The sequence below is a fragment of the Streptomyces griseomycini genome (assembly GCF_014203535.1).
Taxonomy (GTDB): Bacteria; Actinomycetota; Actinomycetes; order Streptomycetales; family Streptomycetaceae; genus Streptomyces; species Streptomyces griseomycini.
In genome coordinates this window covers 628565-650459 of sequence record NZ_JACHJI010000003.1, presented here as the reverse complement: position 1 = coordinate 650459, position 21895 = coordinate 628565, and the positions used below count along the sequence as shown (strand labels likewise).

The window sequence follows — 21895 nt, the reverse complement described above, 5'->3', positions numbered from 1 at the left end:
TTACTTGCCGACCGGCAAGCTCACTGCCCTCGGGAAAGTAGACGCGTAACTAGCCGGGCGTCAAGTAAGTTTTTCGGAAGGCGCCGGCGTAGGAGGATGGGCGGCACGATGGACGGCAGCAAGCAGCGGCGCCGCGGGGACACCCGCCAGCGCATCCAGGACGTGGCGCTCGAACTCTTCGCCGAGCAGGGGTACGAGAAGACCTCCCTGCGCGAGATCGCCGAGCGCCTGGAGGTCACCAAGGCCGCGCTGTACTACCACTTCAGGACCAAGGAAGAGATCCTGGTCAGCATCTTCGAGGACCTCGCCCGGCCGATCGAGGACCTCATCGAGTGGGGCCGGCACCAGCCGCACACCCTGGAGACCAAGCAGGAGATCGTCCGCCGCTACAGCGACGCCCTGGCGGACGCCGCCCCGCTCTTCCGCTTCATGCACGACAACCAGGCGACGGTCCGGGAGCTGCGGGTCGGCGAGATGTTCAAGAGCCGGGCGCTCGGCCTGCGGGACATCCTCGTGGACCCCGAAGCGGACCTGGTCGACCAGGTCCGCTGTGCGAGCGCGCTGTTCACGCTGCACGCCGGGATGTCCGTGCTCCAGGACATGGAGGGCGACCCCGAGAAGAGGCGGGAGGCCGTTCTCGAGGTCGCCACCGAACTGGTGACCCGGGCGCACCGGGGGCGGGACGAGGCCCCTTAGACGGTCACGCCCTTGGAGCGCAGGAAGGCGGCCGGGTCGATCGCGGAGCCGTAGTTCGGGGTGGTGCGGATCTCGAAGTGCAGGTGCGGGCCGCTGGAGTTGCCGGTGTTGCCGGACAGGGCGATCTTCTGGCCGGTCTTGACGACCTGGCCGGCCTGGACGTTGACCTGCGACAGGTGGGCGTACTGGGAGTACACGCCGTTGCCGTGCTTGATCACGACGGCGTTGCCGTAGGCGGGGCCGTCGCCGGCGCCGTTGGGGCCGGCCTTGACGACGGTGCCGCCGTGCGCGGCCACGACCGGGGTGCCGGTCGGGACGGCGTAGTCCTGGCCGCTGTGCTTGGACGCCCACATGCCGCCGTTCTGGGCGAAGCTCGCGGAGAGACGGTAGTTCTTCACCGGGTCGACCCAGGACGCCTGCTTCGCGGCGGCGGCCTGCGCGGCCTTCTTGACCTCGGCCGCCTTGGCGGCCTTCGCGGCCTGAGCCGCCTTCCTCGCCTCGGCGGCCTTCTTGATCTCGGCGGCCTGGGCCTTCGCGGCCTTGGCCTGGGCGGCGGCCTGCGCCTCGACGGCGTGCGCGGCGGTGGTCGCGCCGGTGGCGCTGGAGGCCGCCGTGGTGTCGACGGCGGCCGCGACCCCGGCTCCCAGTGCGACCGAGGCGCCGAGGCCGGCGGCCAGCACGGCCGCACGGGTACGGAGGGCGGTCGGACGGGAGGAGCGGGACGTGACACGCGGGGACATTCGAACCTCATGGGGACGGGATCACGGGGACGCCCGTCCGGCTGGCGCACTGGCGTTCACCGGGCGGGCTCCACATTGGTAACCCGACCGGCGATAGGTGCGCAAAGGTGTGATCTACGACCATGCCTAGTACTTCATCCCAAAACTTAACGGGTCACGACAGATCAGCTATTTGGGACAAAGCAGGTCAGAGGGCTGGATTGAACCCACCCGACCGGAACGATATGTCCGATTTCTTAGTTCTCGCCCTCTCCCCTATTCCGGGTAGTACGTGACGCACGTCCTGTGCGGCACATCACCGGCGACCCCTGGCGGGAGGCGGGGAAATGTGACCCGGACTACGCCGTGGCCGCCCGGTGCGCCCCTCCCCCCGGGAGGGTTCGATCGCCCCCGGGCGTGGCCGGGAGCACACCGTCCGGAGGGCTCGCGACACGGAGGGGAACCGACTGACTACTGCCCGGTAACCCAATCGTTGCCGTCCCGCCACTTGCCCGGGCGAGCATGCACGCGACAACTTTGTGCCGTCAGGCATCCGCGCAGGCATGAGAGGACGCCACCCCCCATGACCGAACAGACCGGACAGACCAGACAGGCCGGGCGCACCTGGAAGCGGGCCCTCGGCACCGCCGCCGTCACCGGCGCCGTGCTCACCATGACGGTCGCGCCCGCGGGCGCCGTCACGGCGTCGCCCGCCCCGGCCCCCGCCCCCGTGTCCGCGGCGGCCGTCACGGCGTCCGCCGCGGCCGACGTCGACTACGACACCTGGCAGAAGGACTGCCAGGCGGTCATGGACCAGGCGCTGCCCTACCTGAAGCAGCGGATCGCGAGCCCGAGGCCGGGCGAGAAGCAGGCGATCGTCCTCGACATCGACAACACCGCGCTGGAGACGGACTTCGGCTTCAGCTTCCCGCAGCCCGCCAACGAACCGGTCCTGGAGGTCGCCGAGTACGCCCAGGAGCGCGGCGTCGCCCTGTTCTTCGTGACCGCCCGCCCGGGCATCATCCACGCGCCCACCGCGTACAACCTCGACCGTGCGGGCTACGAGTCCTCCGGGCTCTACGTGCGCGGGTTCCTCGACCTCTTCAAGAACGTGGCCGACTACAAGACGGCCCAGCGCGTCGCCATCGAGTCGAAGGGCTACACGATCATCGCCAACATCGGCAACAGCCCCACCGACCTGTCGGGCGGCCACGCCGAGAAGACCTTCAAGCTGCCGGACTACGACGGGCAACTGTCCTGATCGGTGGACCCGCCCCGGGTAGTCTCACCCCCGTTCACGCTCACACGCGTTCACGGGGGTGAGGCGGTTGGAGCCCGCGGTCCTGGGCGGAAGGCTGGCGTCCAGCCTGATCGGCCCGCTGGTGCGCAAGCTCTTCGTGCCGGACGGGCCCGGTGCCGGGCTCGTGGACAAACCCGTCCGGCTGACGGACCTGGTCTCCTTCCGGGGCGAGAAGCGCACCCTGGGCGAGAAGGAGGTGCGCAGGCTCGCCGGCAGGCTGGTCGCGGAGGCCATGGCCTCCCCGGGCGAACGGCCGTTCCCGCCCGACGAGGAAACGGCCGTCACCGACGCCCTGGCCCGTCGGCTGCTCGCCCTCGGAGACCTGGACATGGACGACGTCCAGGCCGTACGGCTGGGCAGTCGCGGACTCGCCCGGCGGCTGCGCCACCGGGCCCCGCCGCCGGACGGCCTCACCGCGGACGCGTCCGTCTTCCTCGACTCGGCGACGCAGTGGGCCTGCCTGCACGTCCTGGAGTTCTTCAGCCGCCGCTCCACCTTCGTGGCCCGCACCCTGGTGCACCAGACCCGGGCCCAGGCCGAGCTGATCGCGCAGGTCGACGACCTGCTCACCCGCGTGCCCCGACCCGCCGCCGCGGACGCGGCCTTCGAACGCCGCTACCTCGCCCACCTCGCGAGGAAGCACGGCACGCTCACCATCTACGGCATCGACCTCGCCCACTCCCCCCGCCAGTGGCCGCTCGACGCCGCCTACCTGAGCCTGGAGGCCACCGGACGCGAGGGCGAGCGGGGTTCCCCGCCCTTCGACGTGGAGCCTCCCGCCCAGGTCTCCCGGCCCACCGACCAGGCGCTGGCCGACCACGAGCGGGTGCTGCTGCGGGGCGTCGCCGGTTCGGGCAAGACGACGCTGATCCAGTGGCTCGCCGTCTCCGCCGCGACCGGCGCCACGGAGACGATGGCCCACCTCACCGGCAAGGTGCCCTTCGTCCTGCCGCTGCGCACCCTCACCCGGCACGGCGAGCGGCTCCCGGCCCCCGCGTCCTTCCTCGCCGCGACCGGCAGCCCGCTGGCCGGAGCGCAGCCGGAGGGCTGGGAGGACCGCGTCCTGGCCGCCGGGCGGGGGCTGGTGCTGGTGGACGGCCTCGACGAGGTACCGGAGGCGGAGCGCGAGCGCGCGCGGAGCTGGCTGACCGACCTCCTGGCGTCGTACCCCGGCAACGGCTGGCTCGTCACCTCCCGGCCCTCGGCCGTACGGGAGGACTGGCTGGCCGCCGACGGGTTCACCGAGCTGGTCCTCTCCGCGATGAGCACGGCGGACGTCACCTCCTTCGTCCGGCGCTGGCACCGCGCCGCCGCGACCGGCGTCGCGGAGGAGGACGCGCAGCTCGCCTCGTACGAGGAACAGCTCCTCCAGGCCGTACGCACCAAGCCGGACCTCGGCAGGCTGGCCACCAATCCGCTGATGTGCGGGCTGATCTGCGCCCTGCACCGCGACCGGCGCGGCTACCTCCCGCACGGGCGCAAGGAGCTGTACGAGGCCGCCCTGTCGATGCTGCTCGTCCGGCGCGACCGCGAGCGCGACATGGCCGGCCCGGAGCCGGGCGAGGAGCCCCAGCTGCAGCTCCTCCAGCGGCTGGCGTACTGGCTCATCCGCAACGGCCGCACGGAGATGGACCGCTCCCGCGCGGAGCACATCGTCGCGGAGATCCTCCCGGCGGTCCCGGCGGTCTCCCGCCTCGGCGACGCGGCAGCGGTGCTCGACCACTTCCTGATCCGCACGGGCCTGCTCCTCGCCCCCACCCCGGACACCCTCCACTTCGTCCACCGCACGTTCCAGGACTTCCTCGGCGCCCGGGCGGCCGTGGAGGCGGGGGACCTGGGCCTGCTCGCCGAGCACGCCGACGACGACCAGTGGTCGGACGTGATCCGCATGGCGGTGGCCCAGGCCAGGCCCCGGGAGCGGGCCGAGCTGCTCGGCCTGCTGACCTCCCGCCCCGGCAAGCGGGCCCGGCTGCTGGCCATGGCCTGCCTGGAGCACGCCACGGAGCTCGACCCGGCGGTGCGTCACCGGGTCGAGGACCTGGCGTCCTCGCTCCTGCCGCCCCGGACCACCGAGGAGGCCCGGGATCTGGCGGAGGCGGGGCCTCTGGTGCTGGAGCTGCTGCCGGGGCCGGACGGCCTGTCGGACGAGGAGGCCGAGGCGGTGACGGCGACCGCCGCCCTGGTCGGCTCCGAGGCGGCGGTCCCGGTGCTGGCCCGGTACGCGGAGCATCCCGCGGAACGGGTCCGGATCAGCCTCATGCTCGCCTGGGACCGCTTCGACCCCGGGCTGTACGCCGACGAGGTGCTGGCCCGGGTCGACAGCGACGACTTCTTCGTCCGCGTCTCCTCACCGGAGGCCCTGCGGGCCCTGAGCCGGATCGGTCCGCGCAAGCGGCTGTCGGTGTGGGGCGACCACGAGCCCCGGGACCTCGTGCGTGCCCTCCCCGCGGGCGTGGAGCGGCTGGGTCTGTTGGACAACACCCTGCTGGAGGACCTGGGCCCCCTGCGGGAACTGGGCTCGCTCCGGCAGCTGAACCTCGTGGACTGCCCCGCGGTCCGCGATCTGTCCGCGCTGGCGGAGCTGGAGGTGGACAACCTGCTGCTGGACGACCTCAGTGACCTGTCCGGGCTCGACCGCCTCCACACCCTGCGCAGCCTCTCGCTGGCCACCCCCCTGGCACCCGGCCTGGCAGCGCTGCCCCACGGCGCACCGCTGACCTACCTCCACCTGTACGAACGGGCGCGGCTCGCGGACCTGAGGGGCCTGAGCCACTGGGCGACGCTGACCCACGTCGGTCTGGGCGACGGCCGTCTCGCCCCCGGGGACTGGGCCGAGCTGGCCGCACTGCCCGCGCTCACCTCGCTCACCGTCGATGCCCGCCTCGCCGCCGGGATCACCGGGGCCGCACCGGCGCTCCCCGCGGTGGAGGAGCTGAACGTGACCGGCCTGCGGGAAGACACGGACCTGTCGGCGTTGTCCCGGCTCTGCCCCGGGGTGCGCGGCGTCCGGCTGTTTCCCGCGGGGGCCACCACCCCGGTGGACGCGGCCCGGTACTCCGCGCAGTTCGCCGGCGTCGAGGTCACCGTCAGCCGCGGTCGCCCCTTCGCCCTGTCCTGAGCACGCCGAAGGGGCCGGTGCCCCGAAAGGCACCGGCCCCTTCTCGCTGACCGGGACGCTTACGCGTCCTTGCTCAGGTTCGGACCGGTCCCGCCGGCCGCCTGCTCGATCGGCGGGACGTCGGGCAGGGCCGACTTCTCCTCGCCGCGGAAGGTGAAGGTCTGGGACTCGCCCTCGCCCTCGGTGTCCACGACCACGATGTGACCGGGACGCAGCTCGCCGAAGAGGATCTTCTCCGACAGCGAGTCCTCGATCTCGCGCTGGATGGTCCGGCGCAGCGGCCGGGCGCCCAGCACGGGGTCGTAGCCCTTCTTGGACAGCAGCTCCTTGGCGGACTGGGAGAGCTCGATGCCCATGTCCCGGTCCTTCAGGCGCTCGTCCACCTTGCCGATCATCAGGTCGACGATCCGCAGGATGTCGCCCTGGGTGAGCTGCGGGAAGACCACCACGTCGTCGACGCGGTTGAGGAACTCGGGCCGGAAGTGCTGCTTCAGCTCGTCCGAGACCTTGTTCTTCATGCGCTCGTAGTTGGTCTTCGTGTCGCCCGCGGCGGCGAAGCCCAGGTTGAAGCCCTTGGAGATGTCCCGGGTGCCGAGGTTGGTCGTCATGATGATGACCGTGTTCTTGAAGTCCACGACCCGGCCCTGGGAGTCGGTCAGACGACCGTCCTCCAGGATCTGCAGCAGCGAGTTGAAGATGTCCGGGTGGGCCTTCTCGACCTCGTCGAAGAGGACGACCGAGAACGGCTTGCGGCGCACCTTCTCCGTCAGCTGGCCGCCCTCCTCGTAGCCCACGTAACCGGGGGGCGAACCGAAGAGGCGCGAGACCGTGTGCTTCTCGCTGAACTCCGACATGTCGAGGGAGATCAGCGCGTCCTCGTCACCGAAGAGGAACTCCGCCAGCGCCTTGGACAGCTCCGTCTTACCGACACCGGACGGACCGGCGAAGATGAACGAGCCACCCGGACGCTTCGGGTCCTTCAGACCCGCACGGGTGCGGCGGATCGCCTTGGACAGCGCCTTGACGGCGTCGTCCTGGCCGATGACCCGCTTGTGCAGCTCGTCCTCCATGCGGAGCAGACGGCTGGACTCCTCCTCCGTGAGCTTGAAGACCGGGATGCCGGTGGCGGTCGCGAGGACCTCGGCGATCAGCTCGCCGTCGACCTCGGCGACGACGTCCATGTCGCCGGCCTTCCACTCCTTCTCCCGCTTCGCCTTGGCGGCCAGGAGCTGCTTCTCCTTGTCGCGCAGGGAGGCGGCCTTCTCGAAGTCCTGCGAGTCGATCGCGGACTCCTTGTCCCGGCGGACCCCGGCGATCTTCTCGTCGAACTCGCGCAGGTCCGGCGGCGCGGTCATCCGGCGGATGCGCATCCGGGAACCGGCCTCGTCGATCAGGTCGATCGCCTTGTCCGGCAGGAAGCGGTCCGAGATGTACCGGTCGGCCAGGGTGGCGGCCTGGACCAGGGCCTCGTCCGTGATGGAGACGCGGTGGTGCGCCTCGTACCGGTCGCGCAGGCCCTTGAGGATCTCGATCGTGTGCGGCAGGGACGGCTCGGCGACCTGGATCGGCTGGAAGCGGCGCTCCAGGGCCGCGTCCTTCTCCAGGTGCTTGCGGTACTCGTCCAGCGTGGTCGCACCGATGGTCTGCAGCTCGCCGCGGGCCAGCATCGGCTTGAGGATGCTCGCCGCGTCGATGGCGCCCTCGGCGGCACCCGCGCCGACCAGCGTGTGCAGCTCGTCGATGAACAGGATGATGTCGCCGCGGGTGCGGATCTCCTTGAGCACCTTCTTCAGGCGCTCCTCGAAGTCACCGCGGTAGCGGGAGCCGGCGACCAGGGCACCGAGGTCCAGGGTGTAGAGGTGCTTGTCCTTGAGGGTCTCGGGCACCTCGCCCTTGACGATGGCCTGGGCGAGGCCCTCGACGACGGCGGTCTTGCCGACGCCGGGCTCACCGATCAGCACCGGGTTGTTCTTGGTACGGCGGGACAGCACCTGCATGACCCGCTCGATCTCCTTCTCGCGCCCGATGACCGGGTCGAGCTTGGACTCACGAGCGGCCTGGGTGAGGTTCCGGCCGAACTGGTCGAGGACCAGGGACGTGGAGGGGGTGCCCTCGGCAGGACCGCCGGCGGCGGCGGTCTCCTTGCCCTGGTAACCGGAGAGCAGCTGGATCACCTGCTGCCGCACGCGGTTCAGATCAGCGCCCAGCTTGACCAGGACCTGGGCGGCGACGCCCTCGCCCTCACGGATCAGGCCGAGCAGGATGTGCTCCGTGCCGATGTAGTTGTGGCCCAGCTGAAGCGCCTCGCGGAGCGACAGCTCCAGGACCTTCTTGGCACGGGGGGTGAAGGGGATGTGGCCGGACGGCGCCTGCTGGCCCTGGCCGATGATCTCCTCCACCTGCTGGCGGACCGCCTCGAGCGAAATCCCGAGGCTCTCAAGGGCCTTGGCGGCGACACCCTCACCCTCGTGGATCAGGCCCAGGAGGATGTGCTCGGTGCCGATGTAGTTGTGGTTGAGCATCCGGGCTTCTTCCTGAGCCAGGACGACAACCCGCCGCGCGCGGTCGGTGAACCTCTCGAACATCGTTAATCGCTCCTCAGAGCGGTCAGGCAGTGGGGGGAACTTCCCCTCCCTGTCCTTCCGCAGCTTAGTCCCGCGAGCGGGGACCGCTCATTCCAACTGCCGACACCGTCGATGGCCTCCTGACCCCGCTCACGCCGACATCTGCTCCAACCCGATGGTGCGAGACGATGTTCCCGCAGGCCAGGCAGTTACCCCCATCGCCAGTACGCCCATGGCGAACGGGAGACGTGCCGCCCTGCGTGTCGCCCCCTCCCACTAGGGATGTCTTACCCGCTGCTACGGACAGTCCATGCCGAGTGCACGGGTTCCCTCCGCTACGGGCGAACAACCTTGCGCCCCCGCGCACCACCGCACGCCCCCCTGTTCGACACTCTGCGGATACGGTGCGGCACCCAAGGTAACCCTGAGCGTAACCCGGAGCGTCTCCCGGCGGTTGCGCCGGGCATGGTTGGCACCGTCCCCGGTCCGGTCCCGCTCGCCGGCCGGCCGCCCGCCCGGCGGCCGTCCGAGCCGGGCGACGAGGTCCGGCTCTGGTACGAGAACGCACTGGGCTGGCCGACGGCGCCCGGGGTTCCGGTGCGCCTGGTGGTGGGGGAGCGTTTCGACGTCCTGGACCTGCCGGCCGAGGCGGGGCACGCGGCGCTGGAGCGTCTGGGGCCCGCCGGCCGGGGGTTCCCGGTGGCGGTGCAGGGCGGCCGGATGCGGCTGCTGGTGGCCGCGGGCAGCGCGGAGGAGCTGCCGGGGCTGCTGGACTGGCTGGAGTGGGGCTCGCTGGAGCTGGACCTGGCCGCGGTCGGCGCGGGCGGCCTCATGGACGCCCCCCGGCCTCCCGGCCGTGGTGTCCCCGCCCCCCGGCCGCTTCCCCCGGCTCCCCTGGCTTCCCCGGCTCCCGCGGTTTCCCCGGTTCCCCCGGTTCCCCCGGGGCACGGTCACGGTGGTTCGCAGGGGGCCGCCGTGTGGCTGCGGCCCCCCGAGCCGGGATGCGAGGTCGAGGCCTCGCTGCCGACGCTGTCGACGACGGGGGGCCGTGGCGGCACCCCCGATCTCGTGCGGCTGGTGAACACGGTGGTGACGCAGGTCCACCGGGTCCGGCTGCGGCGCGCGTGCGCGTAGCCGCCGCTCGCGCCGCCGTCAGGCGTTGGCGTTCTCGTAGGCCTCGCGGATGGACGCGGGGACGCGGCCGCGGTCGTTGACCTCGTAACCGTTCTCCTTCGCCCAGGCGCGGATGGCCGCGGTGTCCTGGCTGCCGCCGGAAGAGGCACGCGCCTTTCCGCGCCCGCCCGAAGCACGGCCTCCGGTACGCCGACCGCCCTTCACGTAAGGCTCGAGAAGGCCACGGAGCTTGTCCGCATTGGCGGTGGTGAGATCGATCTCGTACGTCTTGCCGTCCAACGCGAACGTCACGGTCTCGTCCGCCTCGCCGCCGTCGAGGTCGTCGACAAGAAGGACCTGAACCTTCTGTGCCACCGGATTTCCTTTCATCGATAACTTCAGGGCCGGGGTGTGCCGGCGTCCGCCGTATCGCCGTCCCCTGTTATATGCACTACTGCAGTACGTCGGAAAGCAAACCGCTTTTGCCGGAAAAACACAAACCCCTGGAGGGGACCCACTGCCCGCCTCCGGTCCGGAAACATGCGCGTTTCGGACATAGGGAACCTGGGCAAGGGTCCGGCGCGGAATCGCGGACGATCACAGATGCAGAAGCATCCGACTGTTGCCCAGGGTGTTCGGTTTCACTCGTTCGAGACCGAGGAACTCCGCGACGCCCTCGTCATAGGAACGCAGCAGCTCCGCGTACACATCGGTGTCGACGGGCGTCTCGCCGATCTCCACGAAGCCGTGCTTGCCGAAGAAGTCGACTTCGAAGGTCAGGCAGAAAACACGGCGAACACCGAGCCAGCGGGCGGTCTGCAGCAACTTCTCCAGCAACTGGTGTCCGACGCCGGAGCCCTTCAGGCCGGGCTTCACGGCCAGGGTGCGGACTTCCGCGAGATCTTCCCACATCACGTGCAGGGCGCCGCAGCCGACGACCTCGGCGTTGTCGTCCCGTTCCGCCACCCAGAACTCCTGGATGTCCTCGTAAAGCGTCACCATCGCTTTGTCGAGCAGGATGCCCTCGCGGACGTAGGCGTCGAGGAGACGGCGCACGGCCGGGACGTCGCTGGTGCGGGCCCGCCGGACGGTGAGGGCTTTTGCGGTGACTTCGGGGCTGTCTGCTGAGCTGTCTGCTGACATGAGCGGACGCTATCGCCCGCGGCGGCCCTCTGCGGAGCCGGGGTTCTCGTCCCGGGCTTCCTCCGCGTCCCCGGCTTCCCCGGCTTCCGGGGGTTCCGGGGGTTCGGCGGGTTGTGCTTCTCGGGGGGGTCCGGCCGGTGGTTCCGGTTGTCGCGCGGTTTCCGGGAGCCGGACGATGCGCACCGCATCCGTCAGGGCCTGGCGCTGTTCCTCGCTCATCATGCCGAAGAAGGCGACGAGAGCGGCGGCGGCGTTGTCGCTCTGCGACCACGCTTCGTTCATCAGCGCGGCGGCGTATGCGGCGCGAGTGGAGACCGCCTCATATCGATAGGCCCGGCCTTCCGCCTCCCGGCGCACCCAGCCCTTCTGATGGAGATTGTCCAGAACGGTCATCACCGTGGTGTACGCGATGGACCGTTCCTTCTGGAGATCTTCCAGGACTTCCCGAACGGTCACCGGGCGGTTCCACTTCCACACCCGCGTCATGACCGCGTCTTCGAGTTCTCCCAATGGGCGAGGCACAACTCAGAACAATAGTGGGAGATCCCGGCCACGGCGTGCCGGACAGGCACACCACCGGCGAACGGGCACGAAAAGGGCGTACGACTCGTGTGTGACGCTGTGCGCCGGAGTCGTACGCCCGGGGTCGGCGGCGCGGTCGGTGCCGCCGGCCGCCGACGGGGTCAGCCGTCGGTCCTGGGGGAGGGCTGGGCGCCCTCCATGCGGGCGTAGGCCGCGTCGACGGCCGCGTCCTCCTTGGCCTTGTTGGTGCCGCCCTGGGTCTTCACGATCACTCGGATCACGCCGATGAAGAAGGCGGCCATGACGGCCGGGGGCAGCAGCGCGGAGACGTAGTCCATGGATCCAGGGTAGCCAGGGGGAGGCCGGTGGGCGGGCGGGGGTCAGCCCGCGGCCAGCTGCCGGCCGGACGGGGGCGGGGTGGGCTTGCGCCGGGGGAAGACCTCGCCCGGGGTGGGGACGGGGCGGGCGGGCTTCGGCGCACCGGGGGCGGGGGCGGGACGGGGCTCGGGGGCGGCCGGCCGCTGCGCGGGCCTCTCCTGCGGGTCCTCGGTGGCGGCGGCCAGGCCCCCGGGGAGGGCGAGGAGGCGGGTGCGGGAGGCGGGGACGGCGGCGGAGAGGGCGGCGGGGGCGGTCACGCGCGCCGCACGGCGGGAGAGGCGGGCGCGCACGTCCTGTTCGGCGAGCAGTCGGCAGCGGTGCAGGAGGGCGGCGGCGGTGGGGCTGCCCTGCAGGGCGCGGAGGGCGGCGAGGTCGTCGGGCTGGGGCCGGTACCCGGCGCCCAGCGCCTCCTCCAGGAGCGTGAGGTAGCCGGCGGCGGTGCCGGGGAGGGCGGCGCGGTAGCGGCCGAGGTCGGCCACGAGGAAGGCGCGCAGCCGGGCGCTCTCGCGCGTCGCCTCGTCGAGCGAATCGGCGAGGCGGAGGCAGTCCTGGACGTCGTCGACCGAGGCGGCGGAGGGGTGGAGGGCGAGGGCGAGGGCGCGGCGGAGCACACGCAGCTCCTCCACGCCGAACGCCATGCCGCCGCGGGATCCGTAGGGCGTGGGCATGCGGCGACGGTACGCGCTAATCAGACAAAACGTGCACAGGGAACGGGTGTGGCGCGGGGGTGCCACCCGGGTGGCCGGGGTGCGGGCGCCCGCGTCGGGCACCCGCTACATCCGCGACACGTTCCGCTCGTACACCAGGCGCAGGCCGATCAGGGTCAGCCAGGGCTCGTGCTCGTCGATGACCGAGGACTCGCCCAGGACCATCGGGGCCAGACCGCCCGTGGCGATGACCGTCACGTCGTCGGGGTCGGCGGCGAGTTCCCGGGCCATGCGGTTGACGACGCCGTCGACCTGGCCGGCGAAGCCGTAGATGATGCCGGACTGCATCGCCTCGACCGTGTTCTTGCCGATCACGCTGCGGGGACGCGCCACCTCGATCTTGCGGAGCTGGGCGCCGCGGACGCCGAGCGCCTCGACGGAGATCTCGATGCCGGGGGCGATGACGCCGCCGACGTACTCCCCGCGCGCGCTGACCGCGTCGAACGTCGTCGCGGTGCCGAAGTCGACGACGACGGCCGGTCCGCCGTAGAGGTCGACCGCGGCGACCGCGTTGATGATGCGGTCCGCGCCGACCTCCTTGGGGTTGTCGGTGAGGATCGGCACGCCCGTCTTGACGCCCGGCTCGACGAGGACCGCGGGGACGTCGCCGTAGTAGCGGCGGGTGACCTCCCGGAGCTCGTGCAGGACGGAGGGGACGGTCGCGCAGATGGCGATGCCGTCGATGCCGTCGCCCAGCTCGTCGCCGAGGAGCGGGTGCATGCCCATCAGGCCCTGGAGGAGGACCGCCAGCTCGTCGGCGGTGCGGCGCGCGTCCGTGGAGATGCGCCAGTGCTCGACGATGTCGTCGCCGTCGAAGAGGCCCAGGACGGTGTGCGTGTTGCCCACGTCGATCGTCAGCAGCATGGCCCTACTCCGCCTCGCGCAGGTCGAGGCCGATGTCGAGGATCGGCGAGGAGTGGGTCAGGGCACCCACGGCCAGGTAGTCGACGCCCGTGTCGGCGTACGCCTTGGCATCGGCGAGGGTGAGGCGGCCGGAGGCCTCCAGGGCGGCGCGGCCGTTCACGAGGGCCACCGCCTCCTCGCACTCGCCGGGCGTGAAGTTGTCCAGCAGGATCAGGTCGGCGCCGGCGTCCACGACCTCGCGGAGCTGGTGGAGGGTGTCGACCTCGACCTCGATCGGGACGTCGGGGAAGCGTTCGCGGACCGCGCGGAAGGCCTCGGCGACGCCGCCGGCGGCCACCACGTGGTTGTCCTTGACCAGGGCCGCGTCCGAGAGGGACATGCGGTGGTTGACGCCGCCGCCGCAGCGCACGGCGAACTTCTCGAGGCTGCGCAGGCCGGGCGTGGTCTTGCGGGTGTCGCGGACCCTGGCCCCGGTGCCCTCCAGGACGTCCGCCCACGCGCGCGTGGCCGTCGCGATGCCCGACAGGCGGCACAGGAGGTTGAGCGCGCTGCGCTCGGCGGTGAGCAGGTCGCGGGTGCGGGCGGTGACGGAGAGGAGCTTCTGGCCCGCCTCCACGCGGTCGCCGTCCTCCACGTGGCGCTCGACCTCGAACTCCTCCGTGCAGACGACCGACATGACCGCCTCGGCGATCCTGAGGCCCGCCACGGTGCCCGCCTCCCGGGCGGTGAGGTCGGCGGTGGCGACGGCGTCCTCCGGGATGGTCGCGACCGTCGTCACGTCCACGCCGTGGGCCAGGTCCTCCTGGAGGGCCACGTTGGCGATGTCCTCGACCTCGACCGGGTCGAGGCCCGCGTCGGCCAGGAGCTGGGCGAGCGCGGGGTCGAGGCCGCACTCCAGGTACGTCTCGTCGTCCGCACCGCAGGCGCAGCCGTCGCCGCAGCCACCGGACGGGACGAGGGGGAGGTCGGGGGTGGTCACTGCTGTCACTGCTCCTGGGGCCGGGGAGGGAGGGTCGGGGGGAAGTCTGTGGTGTCGGTGGTGCGCACCGCCAGCGTGCGGTCCGGATTCAGCCGTACGACGATGTGGCGGCGCCAGGTCGTGTCGTCGCGCTCGGGACGGTCCTCGCGCCAGTGGCAGCCGCGGGTCTCCTCGCGCCGCTGCGCGGCGGCGACCAGGACCCGGGCCACGCACAGGAGGTTGGTGGCCTCCCAGGTGTCGACGCCGGGCTCGGCCGTCTTGCCGTTCTCGTCGAGGGCGTCGCGGGCCTCGGCGTGCAGGTGGTGCAGCCGGTCGGCGGCCTCGGAGAGGGACGCGGCGGAGCGCAGGACACCGGCTCCCCCGGTCATGATCCGCTGGATGGCGAAGCGGGCCTCCGGGGGGAGGAGGGGGTGCTCCGGGCGGTCGGACTGCGGGAGCGGCTGCGGCACGCGCGCGCGGAGGGTGTTCCCGGTGCGGCTCTCCGCGATGTCGGCGGCGATGCGCTCGGCGTAGACCAGGCCCTCCAGGAGGGAGTTGGAGGCCAGGCGGTTGGCGCCGTGCACGCCGGTGCAGGCGACCTCGCCGCACGCGTACAGGCCGGGGACGGTGGTGCGGCCGTGGGAGTCGGTGCGGACGCCGCCGGAGGCGTAGTGGGCGGCCGGGGCGACCGGGACGGGCTCGGTGACCGGGTCGATGCCGTGGGCGCGGCAGGCGGCGAGGATCGTGGGGAAGCGGTGCTCCCACATCTCGGCGCCGAAGTGGCGGGCGTCGAGGTACATGTGCTCGGCGCCCCGCTCCTGCATGCGGCGCATGATGCCCTTGGCGACGATGTCCCGGGGCGCGAGTTCGGCCAGCTCGTGCTGCCCCTGCATGAAGCGCACGCCGTCGGCGTCCACCAGGTGGGCGCCCTCGCCGCGGACCGCCTCGGAGACCAGGGGCTGCTGGCCCTCCGCGTCGGGCCCGAGGAAGAGGACGGTGGGGTGGAACTGGACGAACTCGAGGTCGCTCACCTCGGCGCCCGCGCGCAGGGCGAGGGCCACGCCGTCGCCCGTGGAGACGGAGGGGTTCGTGGTCGCGGAGAAGACCTGGCCCATGCCGCCGGTGGCCAGGACCACCGCGGGGGCGTGGACGGCGCCCACGCCGTCGTGCTGGCCCTCCCCCATGACGTGCAGGGTCACGCCGGCCGTGCGGCCGTCGGCGTCCGTGAGGAGGTCCAGGACGAGCGCGTTCTCGATGGTGCGCGTCCCGCGCGCGCGGACCGCCTCGACCAGGGCGCGGGAGATCTCCGCACCGGTGGCGTCGCCGCCCGCGTGGGCGATGCGGCGGCGGTGGTGGCCGCCCTCGCGGGTGAGCTCCAGGCCGCCCTCGGCGGACTCGTCGAACTGCGCACCGGTGGCGATCAGACGGCGCACGGCGTCGGGGCCCTCGGTGACGAGGATGCGGACCGCCTCCTCGTCGCACAGGCCCGCGCCCGCGACCAGGGTGTCGTCCAGGTGCTGCTCGGGGGTGTCGCCCTCACCGAGGGCCGCGGCGATGCCGCCCTGGGCCCAGCGGGTGGAGCCGTCGTCGAGCCGGGCCTTGGTGACGACGACGGTGGTCAGGCCGGCGGCCTCGCAGCGCAGGGCCGCGGTGAGGCCGGCGACGCCGGAGCCGACGACCACCACGTCCGCCGAGATGGACCACCCGGGTGCGGGCGCGTGCAGACGGGGGCGAGCGCGAAGCGCTCTCGTCCGAGGGTGGTGGGCGACGGGCGGGCGTATGCCTGTGCTGGTCACGAGGCGGCTCCGAACGTTCCGAAGGTCAGGGGGAGGTTGTCGATCAGGCGGGTGGTGCCCACGCGGGCGGCCACGGCGAGGACGGCCTCCCCGGTGAAGTCGTCGCCGATCTCGGTGAAGTCGGACGGGTCGACCAGGGCCAGGTAGTCCAGGGTGAGGGGCGGGTCGAGGCGGGCCGCCTCGTCGAGGACCAGGCGGGCGGCGGCGCGGACGGCCGCCGGGCCGCCGGCGGTCGTCGCGACGGCGTGCGCGTCGGCCGCCGCGCGGGACTCCCCCATGGCGCTGAGCGCCTCCGCACGCGCGCGCGAGGTGGGCACCTCGCGGGCCCGCGCGCGCAGCGCCTCCTGGGCGGCGTGCCGGTCGCGGCCCGCGAACAGCGCCCGGGACAGGGCGAGCGCGGTGCGCCGCTCCCGGGACGAGAGGTAGCGGTTGCGGCTGGACAGGGCGAGCCCGTCCTCCTCGCGGACGGTGGGGACGCCGACGATCTCCACGCCGAAGTTCAGGTCGCGGACCATCCGGCGGATCAGGGCGAGCTGCTGGGCGTCCTTCTGGCCGTAGAGGGCGACGTCGGGACGGGTGAGGTGCAGCAGCTTGGCGACGACGGTGAGCATGCCGTCGAAGTGGCCGGGGCGCGCGGCGCCCTCCAGCCGCTCGCCCATGGGGCCGGCGCTGATCCGGACCTGGGGCTCGCCGCCCGGGTAGACCTCGTCGACGGCGGGGGCGAAGACGGCGTCGGCGCCCGACTGCTCGGCGAGCTTGAGGTCGGCGTCCAGGGTGCGCGGATAGCGGTCGAGGTCCTCGCCCGCGCCGAACTGGAGCGGGTTGACGAAGACGGTGACCACGACCTCGCCCCCGGGGCCCGCGATCTCGCGTGCGGTGCGGATCAGCGTGGCGTGGCCCTCGTGCAGGGCGCCCATGGTCATCACGACGGCGCGGCGGCCCGTACGCGCGCGTGCGTGCAGTTCGCCGGCGGTGCGCAGCAGGGTGGTGGTCATCGGGCGACTCCGTTCCGGGACGCGCGCGTCGTCGTACGGCTGGGGCGGGTGGTGGGGCGGCCGGGGGTGCTCATCGGGTCTCCCCCGGGCCGTCGGTGCCGGCGGCGAGCACACCGAGGAGGTCCTCGGCCAGTTCCGGCTTCAGCAGTCCGTGGGCGAGCGCCCGGTCGGCGGTCGCGCGGGCCATCGCCAGGTAGCCGGCGACGGTCTGCGGGGCGTGCCGGCGCAACTCGGTGACGTGCGCGGCGACCGTGCCCGCGTCGCCGCGCGCGACCGGGCCGGTGAGGGCCGCGTCGCCGGAGCGCAGGGCGTTGTCCAGGGCGGCGCCGAGCAGCGGGCCGAGCATCCGGTCGGGGGCCTCGACGCCGGCGGTGCGCAGCAGCTCCAGGGACTGGGCGACGAGGGTGACCAGGTGGTTGGCGCCCAGGGCGAGGGCCGCGTGGTACAGGGGGCGGTTCTCCTCGGCGATCCACTCCGGCTCGCCGCCCATCTCGATCACGAGGGCCTCGGCGGCCAGCCGCAGCTCCTCGGGCGCGGTGACGCCGAAGGAGCACCCGGCCAGGCGCTGCACGTCGACGGGGGTGCCGGTGAAGGTCATCGCGGGGTGCAGGGCCAGCGGCAGCGCACCGGCCCGCAGGGCGGGGTCGAGCACCCTCGCGCCGTACCGCCCGGAGGTGTGCACGAGCAGTTGCCCCGGCCGCACCGCGCCGGTGTCGGCGAGCCCGGAGACGAGGTCGGGCAGGGCGTCGTCCGGGACGGTCAGCAGGACCAGCTCGGACCGCTCCAGGACCTCGGCGGGCGGCACCACCGGCACGTCGGGGAGCATCTGCTCCGCGCGCCTGCGGGAGGCGTCGGAGACCGCGGAGACGGCCACCGGGCGGTGCCCGGCGAGCTGGAGGGACGCGGCCAGCGCGGGACCCACGCGTCCGGCGCCGACGACGCCGACGGTGAGCCGCGCGGGGCGGTCCCTGGGATCTGGCTGTGGGGTTGTGTTCACGCGACGGCGGCCTTCCCGTTCCAGTCCGCTCGGGGTACCGGACGATTTCTCGTCATGTTAACGCGATCGGTTCCGGGCGCGGTCGGTTGTCCACAGGCTGTGGGTTTCCGTGCGTCGTCGCGGCACACGCGCGTGCGGGGACGCGGCCCACGCGCGTGCCGAAAAGCGGGTGCCCGCGCGGACGGCGGCGCGGGATGATCGCGGCCATGAGCGATGCGGCGGAGAGCACGAGCGACACGAGCGGCACGACGGTACGGGACGAGCGGCCGCCCGGCCCGGAGGCCGGCGGCGGGAAGCGCCCGACGCTGCGCGAACGGAGGATCGCCGCCTGGCGCGGCGCCCCGCGCGTGCTCGCGCGCCTCGGCTTCGTCGCCCCGCTCAGGGAGCGGCTGGCCCTGCTGGAGGCGGCGGGGAGCGTGTACGACCTCGACGAGATGTCCGACATCTACGGCGACGGCGTCGTCGAGGCCCTGGAGGGGCGGGTCGCCGGACTGCTCGGCACGGAGGCCGCCGCGTTCTTCCCGACCGGCACCATGGCCCAGCAGGTGGCCCTGCGCTGCTGGGCGGGCCGCACCGGGAACCCGGCCGTCGCCCTGCACGCGCTGAGCCACCCCGAGGTGTACGAGCGGAACGCGTTCAGCCGGGTCAGCGGGTTGCGTCCGGTGCGGGTGACGAGCGAGCCCCGGCTGCCCACGGCCGCGGAGGTGCGCGACTTCGAGGAGCCCTTCGGCGCGCTGATGCTGGAGCTGCCCCTCAGGGACGCCGGTTTCGTCCTGCCCACCTGGGAGGAGCTGACCGAGGTGGTGGAGGCGGCGCGGGAGCGTGAGGCGGTCGTCCACTTCGACGGGGCCCGCCTGTGGGAGTGCACCGAGCACTTCGGCCGGTCCCTGGAGGAGATAGCGGGGCTCGCGGACAGCGTCTACGTGTCGTTCTACAAGTCCCTCGGCGCCTTCGGCGGGGCGGCGCTCGCCGGCCCGGCGACCCTGGTGGAGGAGGCGAGGGCCTGGCGGCACCGGTACGGCGGCAACGTCTTCCAGCAGTTCCCCACCGCCCTGTCGGCCCTCGTCGGCCTGGACCGGGAGCTGCCCCGGCTGCCGGAGTACGCCGCCCACGCGCGCGTGGTGGCCGCCGCGCTGCGCGAGGGCCTCGCCGCGGGCGGGCTGCCCTGGTCCCGCGTCCACCCCGAGGTGCCGCACACGCACGACTTCCAGGTGTGGCTCCCGTACGACGCCGAGGTCGCCGCGGAGGCGGCGATCCGGTCGGCCGAGGAGACGGGGACCGTGCTGTTCGCCAACCACTGGGACCCGAAGGGGCCCGGGCTGGCCCTCACGGAGGTGTACGTGCGGGCCGCGGGCCTGGAGTGGACGGCCGACGACGTACGGGCGGCGGCGGAGGAGTTCGCGCGGCGGCTGCTCCGGGAAGCCGCGGAACGGTCCGTCCGGGCCTGACGGTCGCCCCTCCCGGGGCGTCCCCGGGACGGGAAGGGGCGGCGGGGGCGGCGTTGTCGGCGGCGGGGTGCACCATGTGGGCATGAGCGTGAGCATCGACATCGCGGGGCTGCGGCCGGAGGGGGCCGTCGTCGTGCCCTCGCCCCTGGCCGAGCTCGGCATGGCGCTGCACGCGCTGTCCGAGCCGGGGCACCATCCGGGCCTCCAGGGCTGGGTGACCGGCGTGACCGCGCGCCTGGACCCGCATCTGGCGGACCGGATGTGCGAGGCCGACTTCCTGTGGCGGACGACGTTCTCGGACCTGTTCCTGCCGTGTGCGGGCATCCCGGGCGGCGGCGCGCTCCCGGGCGGGACGCTCGCCGAGGAGCTGGACCTGCTGGACAAGCTGTCGGACGAGCAGTTCGTGGCCGCGGCCCTGGAGTTCACCTGCGCGTTCCCCTACGGCACGCCGGGTCCGGGACCGCTCGCCGACGAGGGCCTGCGCCGGCGTTCGCTGGAGCTGGCCGCCGCGCGGGGGCCGCAGCAGGTGCGGTTCACCGAGCGGCTGCTGGCCGACCCGCCGCGGATCCGGGCCTGGCTGCGGCAGTTCCTCCGGGACTGCGACGAGGCGTTCTTCGCCGAGACCTGGTCCCGGCTGCACCACCAGCTCGCCGCGGACGCCCGCCACAAGACCGACCTGCTGCGGCACAAGGGGCTGGCCGGGGCGCTGGCCGCGGTGTCCCCTGCGGTGACGCTCGACGAGACCGCCGGCCGGATCACCGTCGACAAGCTGGGCGACGGCCGGACGGCCACGGCCGACGGCGGACTGCTGCTGATCCCCACCAGCCTGGGCTGGCCGCACCTGATGGTCCTGCACCGGTACGGCTGGCAGCCGGTGCTGCACTACCCGGTCGGCTCCCCCGAGCTCGCCGCCCCGCCGACGGTCGAGCAGCTGGCCCTGAGGATGACGGCGCTGTCCCACCCGGTCCGCATGCGCCTGTGCCGCGATCTCGCCCGCAGCGCGTACACCACCGGCGAGCTGGCACAGGCGCACGGCGTGACGGCGCCGGAGATATCCCGGCACCTGGGCGTGCTCAAGAAGGCCGGCCTGGTCACCACGCGGCGCCGCGGGCGGTACGTGCTGCACCAGCTGGACGTGACGGTCGTGGCCCGGCTCGGCAGCGACTTCCTGGAGGGGATCCTGCGCTGAGGGCGCCCGCTCCCGCGCCCGCTCCTCGGCCGAAGCGGATGTGGCGGACGCCGACGCCCGCCTGCCGCAGCCGGGTGCGCAGCGGGCCCTCGTCGTCGGGGCGCAGGGTCAGGCCGGCCAGGACGGCGATGCGGTCCGCCGTCCTCGGGACGGTCGTGCGGTCGGTCCACAGGTGCTCGGCGAACTCCGGCTCGCGCAGCCGCTCCGGGCAGTGGTCGAGCCGCCGTACGGCCCAGCTCTCCCGGCGCAGGCCCGCGTCCTTCCCGCCGACGTACCGCAGGAGGTGCCCGAAACCGCGTTCGCGCAGCCGCCGCAGCACGGTCCCGCGTCCGGCGAGGAGGGTGAAGTGGCGTACGTCGTGACCGAACCGAGTTCGCGCAGGCGGCCGACGGTCTCCGCGAAGTGGCCGGGGTCGGTGACGGTCATGGGGACGATCACCACGCCGTCGTGCCCGGTCAGGGCAGGTCGAGGACCTCGACGACACCCCGCCGCCAGGAGGCCAGGTCCTGGAAGTCGCCGCGCAGTCCGGGCGGGAGCATGCGGTGGAGGCCGAGGCCGAGGTGCTCCGGGTCGCAGACGACGCTGCCGGACAGCCGGCGCCGTATCCCGTGTGCGGTCTGTTGCCAGGCGGATCACCGCCCCCGAAGGGGCCGTTGATCCACAGCAGCATGGGCGCACCCTACCGGCGCGGGGTGCGGGGGCGGCCGTTCAGCCGTGCCCGCCCGCCCGCACCAGGCCGGTCTCGTAGGCGAGGACCACCACCTGCACCCGGTCCCGCAGGCCCAGCTTGGTCAGGATGCGGCCCACGTGCGTCTTCACCGTCGCCTCGGAGAGCACCAGCCGGGCCGCGATCTCACCGTTGGACAGGCCCTGCGCGACCAGCACCATGACCTCCCGCTCGCGCTCGGTGAGCCGTTCCAGCTCCTTGTGCTGGGGCTGCCCGCCCGTGCCCGGCAGCATCGGCGCGAAGCGGTCCAGGAGCCGGCGGGTGGTGGACGGAGCGACCACGGCGTCGCCGCTGTGCACCGCGCGGATCGCGGCGAGCAGCTCGCCCGGCGGCACGTCCTTGAGCATGAAGCCGGACGCGCCCGCCTTCAGCCCGGAGAAGGCGTACTCGTCGAGGTCGAAGGTGGTCAGGATCAGCACCTTCGGCGGGTCGGTGTCCGCGCAGATCCGGCGGGTCGTCTCCACCCCGTCGAGCTTGGGCATGCGGACGTCCATCAGCACCACGTCGACGGCGGTGGACCGCAGCACCTCCAGGGCCTCGACGCCGTCGCCCGCCTCCGCCACGACCTCCATGTCCGGCTGGGCGGCGAGCACCATCCGGAACCCGGTGCGCAGCAGCACCTGGTCGTCGACGAGCATCACGCGGATCGTCATCGGGTCCT

General features: G+C 73.0%; 19 protein-coding genes and 1 pseudogene. 6 read left to right on the top strand and 14 right to left on the bottom strand.

The window, feature by feature from the left end; translation table 11 throughout:
* The first annotated feature begins 108 nt into the window (after nucleotides 1–108).
* Nucleotides 109–696, top strand: coding sequence for a TetR/AcrR family transcriptional regulator (locus tag FHS37_RS11815; RefSeq protein WP_229890262.1), 588 nt, complete (start codon nucleotides 109–111; stop codon nucleotides 694–696).
* Here the strand turns inward: FHS37_RS11815 and FHS37_RS11810 are convergent.
* On the bottom strand, nucleotides 693–1436 hold the full coding sequence (locus FHS37_RS11810) for a M23 family metallopeptidase (RefSeq protein WP_184819892.1): 744 nt from the start codon (nucleotides 1434–1436) through the stop codon (nucleotides 693–695). The genes FHS37_RS11815 and FHS37_RS11810 overlap by 4 nt on opposite strands.
* A gap of 562 nt (nucleotides 1437–1998) precedes the next feature.
* Between FHS37_RS11810 and FHS37_RS11805 the strand changes: the two genes are divergently transcribed.
* Nucleotides 1999–2676 carry an HAD family acid phosphatase gene (locus tag FHS37_RS11805; RefSeq protein ID WP_184819890.1) on the top strand — a complete coding sequence of 226 codons (678 nt, stop codon included), beginning with the start codon at nucleotides 1999–2001 and terminating at the stop codon, nucleotides 2674–2676.
* A gap of 67 nt (nucleotides 2677–2743) precedes the next feature.
* On the top strand, nucleotides 2744–5833 hold the full coding sequence (locus FHS37_RS11800; RefSeq protein ID WP_184819888.1) for an NACHT domain-containing protein: 3090 nt from the start codon (nucleotides 2744–2746) through the stop codon (nucleotides 5831–5833).
* Nucleotides 5834–5892: 59 nt separating this feature from the next.
* Here FHS37_RS11800 and FHS37_RS11795 read toward each other — a convergent pair whose 3' ends face one another.
* On the bottom strand, nucleotides 5893–8418 hold the full coding sequence (locus FHS37_RS11795) for an ATP-dependent Clp protease ATP-binding subunit (RefSeq protein ID WP_184819887.1): 2526 nt from the start codon (nucleotides 8416–8418) through the stop codon (nucleotides 5893–5895).
* A gap of 444 nt (nucleotides 8419–8862) precedes the next feature.
* On the opposite strand from FHS37_RS11795, the gene FHS37_RS11790 reads away from it, so the two are divergent.
* Complete coding sequence (locus FHS37_RS11790; RefSeq protein WP_184819885.1) at nucleotides 8863–9531, top strand: SCO3374 family protein; 669 nt, start codon at nucleotides 8863–8865, stop codon at nucleotides 9529–9531.
* An 18-nt stretch (nucleotides 9532–9549) separates the two neighbouring features.
* On the opposite strand, the gene FHS37_RS11785 is transcribed toward FHS37_RS11790, so the two are convergent.
* From FHS37_RS11785 to FHS37_RS11740, 10 genes are all read right to left on the bottom strand, one after another.
* Nucleotides 9550–9885: a histone-like nucleoid-structuring protein Lsr2 gene (locus FHS37_RS11785; protein WP_184819883.1), complete on the bottom strand. Its 336-nt coding sequence runs from the start codon at nucleotides 9883–9885 to the stop codon at nucleotides 9550–9552.
* A gap of 222 nt (nucleotides 9886–10107) precedes the next feature.
* Nucleotides 10108–10653: an amino-acid N-acetyltransferase gene (locus tag FHS37_RS11780; RefSeq protein WP_184819881.1), complete on the bottom strand. Its 546-nt coding sequence runs from the start codon at nucleotides 10651–10653 to the stop codon at nucleotides 10108–10110.
* Nucleotides 10654–10662: 9 nt separating this feature from the next.
* Nucleotides 10663–11139: a BlaI/MecI/CopY family transcriptional regulator gene (locus FHS37_RS11775; protein WP_221499599.1), complete on the bottom strand. Its 477-nt coding sequence runs from the start codon at nucleotides 11137–11139 to the stop codon at nucleotides 10663–10665.
* A 197-nt stretch (nucleotides 11140–11336) separates the two neighbouring features.
* A complete protein-coding gene (locus FHS37_RS11770) occupies nucleotides 11337–11513 on the bottom strand; it encodes a hypothetical protein (protein WP_184819877.1) in 177 nt (58 codons plus the stop codon).
* Nucleotides 11514–11555: 42 nt separating this feature from the next.
* Nucleotides 11556–12191: a hypothetical protein gene (locus FHS37_RS11765; RefSeq protein ID WP_184820062.1), complete on the bottom strand. Its 636-nt coding sequence runs from the start codon at nucleotides 12189–12191 to the stop codon at nucleotides 11556–11558.
* A gap of 135 nt (nucleotides 12192–12326) precedes the next feature.
* Nucleotides 12327–13124: a type III pantothenate kinase gene (locus FHS37_RS11760; RefSeq protein ID WP_184819875.1), complete on the bottom strand. Its 798-nt coding sequence runs from the start codon at nucleotides 13122–13124 to the stop codon at nucleotides 12327–12329.
* Nucleotides 13125–13128: 4 nt separating this feature from the next.
* Nucleotides 13129–14103, bottom strand: coding sequence for a carboxylating nicotinate-nucleotide diphosphorylase (gene nadC, locus FHS37_RS11755; protein WP_184819873.1), 975 nt, complete (start codon nucleotides 14101–14103; stop codon nucleotides 13129–13131).
* A gap of 5 nt (nucleotides 14104–14108) precedes the next feature.
* On the bottom strand, nucleotides 14109–15863 hold the full coding sequence (locus tag FHS37_RS11750) for an L-aspartate oxidase (RefSeq protein WP_184820060.1): 1755 nt from the start codon (nucleotides 15861–15863) through the stop codon (nucleotides 14109–14111).
* An 11-nt stretch (nucleotides 15864–15874) separates the two neighbouring features.
* On the bottom strand, nucleotides 15875–16873 hold the full coding sequence (gene panC, locus FHS37_RS11745; protein ID WP_184819871.1) for a pantoate--beta-alanine ligase: 999 nt from the start codon (nucleotides 16871–16873) through the stop codon (nucleotides 15875–15877).
* Between the two features lie 70 nt (nucleotides 16874–16943).
* On the bottom strand, nucleotides 16944–17870 hold the full coding sequence (locus FHS37_RS11740) for a Rossmann-like and DUF2520 domain-containing protein (protein ID WP_184819869.1): 927 nt from the start codon (nucleotides 17868–17870) through the stop codon (nucleotides 16944–16946).
* Between the two features lie 194 nt (nucleotides 17871–18064).
* On the opposite strand from FHS37_RS11740, the gene FHS37_RS11735 reads away from it, so the two are divergent.
* A complete protein-coding gene (locus FHS37_RS11735) occupies nucleotides 18065–19318 on the top strand; it encodes a threonine aldolase family protein (RefSeq protein WP_184819867.1) in 1254 nt (417 codons plus the stop codon).
* An 82-nt stretch (nucleotides 19319–19400) separates the two neighbouring features.
* Nucleotides 19401–20507 carry a DUF5937 family protein gene (locus FHS37_RS11730; protein ID WP_184819865.1) on the top strand — a complete coding sequence of 369 codons (1107 nt, stop codon included), beginning with the start codon at nucleotides 19401–19403 and terminating at the stop codon, nucleotides 20505–20507.
* A gap of 31 nt (nucleotides 20508–20538) precedes the next feature.
* On the opposite strand, the pseudogene FHS37_RS11725 reads toward FHS37_RS11730, so the two are convergent.
* Nucleotides 20539–21177 (bottom strand): annotated as a pseudogene (locus FHS37_RS11725) (ATP-binding protein); the annotation flags it as partial.
* 38 nt (nucleotides 21178–21215) lie between these two features.
* Nucleotides 21216–21887, bottom strand: a complete 672-nt coding sequence (locus FHS37_RS11720; protein WP_184819863.1) for a response regulator — start codon at nucleotides 21885–21887, stop codon at nucleotides 21216–21218.
* Between the last annotated feature and the right edge of the window lie 8 nt (nucleotides 21888–21895).